This is a genomic window from Endozoicomonas atrinae, from assembly GCF_001647025.1.
GTDB lineage: Bacteria > Pseudomonadota > Gammaproteobacteria > Pseudomonadales > Endozoicomonadaceae > Endozoicomonas > Endozoicomonas atrinae.
On the sequence record NZ_LUKQ02000274.1, the window covers coordinates 1 to 6,710 of the forward strand.

At 44.1% G+C, this 6,710-nt stretch carries 4 protein-coding genes; 2 read left to right on the top strand and 2 right to left on the bottom strand.

Annotated features, from left to right (window positions below; all coding sequences use genetic code 11):
* Positions 1-198: 198 nt before the first annotated feature.
* Positions 199-2,235, bottom strand: coding sequence for a hypothetical protein (locus tag AK963_RS32400; RefSeq protein ID WP_139117619.1), 2,037 nt, complete (start codon positions 2,233-2,235; stop codon positions 199-201).
* A 231-nt stretch (positions 2,236-2,466) separates the two neighbouring features.
* On the opposite strand from AK963_RS32400, the gene AK963_RS23850 reads away from it, so the two are divergent.
* Positions 2,467-3,537 (top strand): hypothetical protein, encoded by a 1,071-nt coding sequence (locus AK963_RS23850; RefSeq protein WP_066017898.1) that lies wholly within the window; start codon positions 2,467-2,469, stop codon positions 3,535-3,537.
* Positions 3,538-3,591: 54 nt separating this feature from the next.
* On the opposite strand, the gene AK963_RS23855 is transcribed toward AK963_RS23850, so the two are convergent.
* Entirely contained in the window at positions 3,592-4,791 is a 1,200-nt protein-coding gene (locus AK963_RS23855; RefSeq protein WP_066017899.1) for a GAF domain-containing sensor histidine kinase, read from the bottom strand.
* A gap of 246 nt (positions 4,792-5,037) precedes the next feature.
* Between AK963_RS23855 and AK963_RS23860 the strand changes: the two genes are divergently transcribed.
* Positions 5,038-6,237, top strand: a complete 1,200-nt coding sequence (locus AK963_RS23860; RefSeq protein ID WP_066017900.1) for a hypothetical protein — start codon at positions 5,038-5,040, stop codon at positions 6,235-6,237.
* Positions 6,238-6,710: the final 473 nt, after the last annotated feature.

Here is a 6,710-nt window from a genome sequence, read left to right on the forward strand (position 1 = left end):
GATCATCCTGAGTTTTAATCTGACTGGCTATTTGATCTACCAGTTTTTCGTTGATTTCAACGCTCATTGTTATTCTCCATTTTGGAGTATTAACGACAAGCGTTTACACAATTTAAATTACATTCCCTAGCCTCAAGGAATTCAACCATAAAAGTGATGATCAAAGAGGCTATCGTTATTGTTTACCTGCTCTCCTTATTAGCCTGTCTGCTGCTCTTCTTGTTCTTTGAACGTCTCTTTCGCACTTCCTTCTATGGCACTTTGAATGAATTCAAGAAGGTTGGCTCTTTCATTCTTTGCTGGTAAGTGATGTGTACCCTTTGTATTCCTTTCATTCCTTAAAATAGCAGCTGCTTTTTTAAGGACGCTTTTATAATTATAAGCAGCATCATTCTGAAATGTTAATTTATTCTTCTCTTTTCTATATCTATTGACTGTATTTAAAAGTTCTATGTATTCATCTTTAATTTGATGTGATTCACTTTTTCCATACCAGTCGCTGACTACCTCAGCTATCTTCTGATCGACATTTTCTAATGGATTATCTGGCTTATCTGGCAGGCTATTTACATGCCCAAACCGTAATATGTGCATTGTTGTTTCTAATATGAAACCATCGATTGCATCTGCGGCAATGATCAATATGTGTGCGGTGGTAATCCAGGGTAAATCCAAATCTTGTATGCCGAGTATCCTTTGGCTCTCACGGATTAATGACTTAATTTCTTTAGATTGCCGGTCAAATTCAGGAGCTTCTGGATGAAAATCAGGTAGATTTTCTATGTCATCTGAAGCGTTGCTTTCAGGTGTCGGGGTTAGCTGTTGTGTTTCTTTACTGGTTTTTCTTGTCCTGGTATCAGGGGTTCCCATGCTTTGTTGTAGTGTGTCGAAACCGGTTGGCTCGGATTTAACTGTGGGAGTACTCAAGGGTGATGAGCAGGGCCACTCTTTAGTGCTTGATGAGGCTGGCGTTAAGGTACTGGTTACCGAATGCTGGAGCATTGTTGGCTGCACAAGGTGTGAAGGGCTGGCCGTGAGGTTTTGTTCAAGTGGTGTTGAGACGTTACGCACCTCACGGTTTGTGAAGGCTTCGGTCTTGGGGAGGAATTGCCCCTTATGAGCATGAACACTACCGGACGAACAGTAGCCAGTCTGTAGACTCACTCTGCGTTGTAAAGCGTCAGGAGGCATCATCTGCTTCATTTGGCTCGCAGGATATAAACTTGTGTGAGAGGAGCTACTTGAACTCATGGCTTCGCCGCTGTTGTAAGCCATGGCTTGCCGGGAAAATTTTATGGGTTGAAGCGCTTCCAAATTTTCAGGATGGTTCCAATCCGGATTGTGTGAACGTTTCAGGGAAGATGAAGCAGTGGCGTCATGTACAAGCTTATCTGATTTTACGGGTGTTTCTGTAAAAGGCGGGTACCCGTAGCCTGTAGCATCAGCATTACCGCCTGCCCTGAAATCATGGTATGTAACCGCAGGCTGATGGAAGGCGTGATTGCCTTGCATACATGGCAGGGGAGCTGACTCTGTCGCGCCTGGTAAGTACGCACCTATAGAAACAATTCGACTGCCAGGAGTCCTTGCTGGCTGGCAGGTCGTAAAGGCTGGGCCAGCCTTGTGCATTTGATTGCGCGCTGTATAGGGTTGGCTTTCACACATTTCTCTCAGGAATGCATCGTTATCCTTTTCTATTGTTAGATCAGCTGCGGGTTTTACAGCAGGTGGCTGACTCCATTGAGCCGTGTTTGGATAGCTGCTTACGCCGGGGCTGGAGAAAAGGTTTGTGGAAAAAGTATTGTTAACCTGATGAGCTTGCGCTGGTATGTATGGGTTGTTGTCTGCTGTCAGGTGCGAGCCTCTGCAATGGTTTGTTGATTGATGATAGGTGGCTGGTCTATTGGTGCTGGAAGCTCCACAATTGAACATTGATGTGGCAGGGGGTACAGGTCTGTGTTGCGGCTGCTGATTTATATACGTCTGGTGGGTATAGCCAGCTCTAACGCGACCGGGCTGTAATGGGGTAGTTAAAAATTGTTCGACATGAAAATGCTGCTGACTGGGCTTCAGGCCTTGTGTTCGAGTGGGGTTGGTGTAATTAACCTGTTCTTGTGGAATGGTTTTAGCCGGATATGGGCCATTATTAGCGTATTGGTCATAGGCGGTATGCTGTTGCCTGGAGTCTGGTGGGTAAAACAAATTGCCAGTTTGGTGAGGAAAGCTTGGATTCATAAAGTAAACCAACATTTTTGATTTAAATAGCTATAAAAAGACCTGTCCATGACCCATTAAGTTCAACATACCAATAAGCTTGGGTCTGGTAACAGCGACGTCGTGGAAGACGATTCTGAATAACTGCCGTCATCTCCGTATTTTTTTAAAAAGTGAACCAACCCCGTCTTATTAAAGTCCAAGCATGGGATTTTTCAAGCATGGGATTTTTAAGGCCAGAGGTTGTTTTTCATGCTTGATTCGAATGGGGTTATGAGAGCACCAGCCAACAATGCTCCTGTGTCGATGAATGACTCTGTGGCACAGGGGGGAGAGGCAGGAGTTCATGAAAATGTATTCCACTCCGCCAGTCATGAAGCACGTGACGGCTGGCCGGATTTAGCGGCACGGTCAGCGCAATCGCACTCGTCAGTCCCCCATATGAAACCGCAGAGAAAGGAGAAAGCGCAACCGACAGTCTATCCATTTGATGAAACCAGGCCAGTCAATCATCAGTTAAGAGCCCTTGGGCTGGAAGGTATCAATAGTCAACATGTTGATCTTGATTTAGGCAGTGACGCAACCTTAAGTGGCCTGCCTTTGGGTGAGAGTTCCTGTGGCCTTGAGAGTCTGAGCCCTGAAAAGCGTAAGGAGTATGAAGATTTGATGGAGTCCCAGTGGACAAGTCTGCTTGTTAAGCTGGAAGAGCATAATAATAATAAGGATGAATTACAAAACACTTCTGTCAGCCGTACAGCCAATAAGTTAAGGAACAAAATCTGTACGTATGCCTTTAGTTGTACTGTTGTAGACCTGTCATGGCTTTATCAATGTTTGACTGATGTTCGTGCGTGGCGGGAGTCCATTGCCCCAAGACTTGAGGCGTTAAACATTCGTTTTTCCAGCAAAACCTTACCCGTTATCGGGCCGGACCAACTGGAAATGGCTCCTGTTCCTTTTGACATTATTCAGCGTTCAGTTCTTGATAATCCGGTTATGAAGGATGTGGCTCGCCTGGTTGAAATGGTCAAGCGGTATGCAAAGGAGGCTAACGTTGACTTTCTGTTTTCAGATTATAATTTTACAGGCCTTAGGGACCGCAATGGCTGTCTCACAACCGCCCTGTTTCTCGATTTTGAGAATGCAGAAGGTCGTGGGTACCCCAGCTTTTCATTTCCACTGATGGAAAATGCAGGTAAAGGGCCGTTCGATTTTGCTGAGGCTTTTAATCAGTATGTTCAGTCTATATTGGAAGACTCAACTCCAGGGCAAAGCTTTGTTGAATTTCCTGAGCAGCACAAAGGGAATCCTATTTCTTCGTAGGGCGGATATTGCAGGCTTTTATTGAGTCACAGGTTCTGTGGGAAAGCGCTATTTTCAACAGGGAAAGGTAAAATAAAAATCGCTGCCTCTACCTGGGGTCGACACAAACCCGATTTCGCCACCCATTGCCTCAATTAATGATTTGCATAAATTAAGTCCCAGGCCAGTACCTGGAATCTTTTCATTGGTTGATGAACATCCAGGAAAGCGTTTAAAAATAGATGGCTGATCTGCCAGAGAAATTCCCTGACCGTGATCAATAATCGAAACCTTGGCCCTTTCTCCATCGATACTATCAATAGCCACAACAATAGTATCTCCAGTGGATGTAAATTTGGCCGCATTGGAAATCAGGTTAGTCATTACCTGTATCAGCCGCCCCTTATCTACAGAAATATCGAGGCTTTTGCTGTCAGTCGGTTTATTAAGCTGTATTTGACAATTGCATTTTTCTACAAATGACTGATTCAGCTCAACAGCTTCTTCCACAATCTCAGGTAATGAATGCTGTTGGATATTCAGGTCCAGCTTACCCTCATCTATCTTGCTGATATCCAGAATATCATTAACCACTGCCAGTAACCGGTCACTGTTACGGGCGGCTATTTCCACAAGGGAAGCCGCTTCGGTTGTCAGTGAACAATCCCCCCCGCAAAGCAGCAATTGAAGGGAGCCCTTTATCGATGTCACTGGAGTCCTGAGCTCATGGGATATCAGTGATATAATACTATTCTTGATGCTATCAAGCTCCTGTAACTGCCTGACTTTGAGGCGCAACTCAAGATTGCTGACAACCTGACGGGAAAGGGCTTCCAGCGCCGTTAGCTGACTTTCAGAAAGCTCTCTGGGTATATGGTCAATAACACAGAGTGTTCCTACAGGCATCGAATTCTCAAGAACGAGCGGCATCCCTGAGTAAAATTTAACAAGAGGGTCCCCTGTTACAAGAGGATTATCACTGAAACGCTCATCCTTATCGGCGTCCATAACCACAAAGGGGCCTTCTTCTAGAATCGCGTGAGCACAAAAAGCGTAGTCCCGCTGTGTTTCCCGGGCTGCCAGCCCATAATGGGATTTAAACCACTGACGATCCTTATCGATCAAACTGACCAGGGCAATAGGGGTTCCACAAATTTGTGCTGCCAGCAGTGTCAGGTCGTCGTAACACTGTTCTTCCAGGGTATCGAGAATATCCAGCTGTAATAGCGTCTGTAGCCGTTCAGCTTCATTCTCTGGTAATGGCGCACTCTTCATCCCTTTGAGTCCCTAACCGGTTCTTTAATCAATAATTATCGCTAAAACAGTTTAAAGCTTGATATTTGAGTGATCCAGGTATCGGGGTGCTCTCAATCAGGCATGTGGCCAAATAGCTCCAATCCGATATTTTTTGCAATCATAAAAATGGTTACTGGCTGTCGTACTAAGTGGTGGAAGCTCGCCATGGGAATGCCATTTTTCATCATGCTATATTGAAATTATTAATAATAATTTCAATTCATTATGGCTATAGAAAAACCAGATGCTAATAAATTACCTGATTTTTCAACAACTTCTCCTGAGCTTACTGAAACGCCAAAAGGCACAGGATCTTTCAGTGGGTATGATGTTGAGAATCATGCTGGTTACCAGAAAGGGCTAGGCCAGAAAGAGCAGGGAAGGCTGGCACTGTCTGGTATGGATCAATGGGCTATTGCAAAAGCACCTTCAGACCCGGTGGAAAGCACTGCGACCACAGAGCAGCTAAAGGATAAAAGAGACAGGCTCGAAGATCTGAGTAATGATCACCAGCTATTAGCCCGGTCACATGGCGGTTTTGCCTCATTGTCCATTGAGCTGGATCATTTATTCTCAGATGTTGGCCAGTTGAAAGATTACCGTAAAGGGGTTAGAAATCGATCATGCTGTCTTCTTGTTCCTCAAGGTAAGATTTATGGTCGAATGGGTATTTTATACGATGCCAACAAGTCAACCGTCTTTAAGGCCTATGCGGGGGATGTAGATTCTGTCAGGGTGTTTACGGATGGCTCTGCAAGCCATACCGGAAAAGGTTTAACATTAGCTGAAAAGCATAAGGTTTACGGTAATGCTACCCAGAATCATCAGGAAGACTGGGGGCAGCTTATGACAACATCAGGAAATGGCAGCGTTAAACGGATCAAATCACAGCATCACTCATTGGATCGTTTGGGTGAAAAAATAAGAAAAGCCACATCTGAAGGTCATAAAGAAATTCATAACGAAGTGATCGCTTCTTTTTTTCCTGAAAGTACCCCCGGCTTTTATTTGTATGAGTGTCAAAAACGAAGTAAATCCCAAGTTCAGGCAAGATGCATACAGCGGTTTGCTTTGGAAAGACATAATAAAGCACTTCCCATTTATCTGATCTCAGATAAGGAAAGAGAGCATTTTATAACCAGTGAGATAACGAGTCCTTTTGATGGCTACAAGGATGGTGCAGAGCTGAATTATCTGGCTCAGCAATACCTGTCCAACTTATTGGAGTACTTTGGCGTACCAGAACACCATATGGATGATGTTCAGGATCAGTTTGAAGAAGAGTTACGTCATGCTGCAGCGTGTGATTTAGATATAGACTTGGAACAGGTATCGGATGAAGAAATTTATAGCCATAAAACTCTTCGCTCATTTAACATGTTGCAGTGTGTAGAAAAACTGGTTGCGTCATTACCCGGTCATTAATTAAAGCAGCTGACAGCCGCGGTTAGGTGCAGAGTTGCGCCAGAATTCAGAGAGGTTTTGGGCTTTCATTATCAGACAAAAGCAAATGCGTTGAGCTACTATGGAGACATAGAACTGTTTTTGTAAGTAACTCATGTGCCGAATATTCTGCGACTGAATCAATATCAATGCTTCAGCCGAACCTGGAAGAAGTAACCCTGTTATTTGATTGATAAAGCCGATGAAGCTGCAAGTTCGCAGCTTCATCGGTTACCCTGGTTTGAGCTGAAAAAGGAAGCTTATACCAACAGAGCCCGAGCATATCAGGGTGAATTTAATTGGCTTCAAAGTGGGTTAGGTAATTATTCGGGAATGTAATTTAAATTGTGTAAACGCTTGTCGTTAATACTCCAAAATGGAGAATAACAATGAGCGTTGAAATCAACGAAAAACTGGTAGATCAAATAGCCAGTCAGATTAAAACTCAGGATGAT

What these genes read in the sequence shown, in the direction of transcription:
- AK963_RS32400 (WP_139117619.1), bottom strand. Translation starts at nt 2,235, where the DNA reads ATGAATCCAAGCTTTCCTCACCAAACTGGCAATTTGTTTTACCCACCA.
- AK963_RS23850 (WP_066017898.1), top strand. Translation starts at nt 2,467, where the DNA reads ATGCTTGATTCGAATGGGGTTATGAGAGCACCAGCCAACAATGCTCCT.
- AK963_RS23855 (WP_066017899.1), bottom strand. Translation starts at nt 4,791, where the DNA reads ATGAAGAGTGCGCCATTACCAGAGAATGAAGCTGAACGGCTACAGACG.
- AK963_RS23860 (WP_066017900.1), top strand. Translation starts at nt 5,038, where the DNA reads ATGGCTATAGAAAAACCAGATGCTAATAAATTACCTGATTTTTCAACA.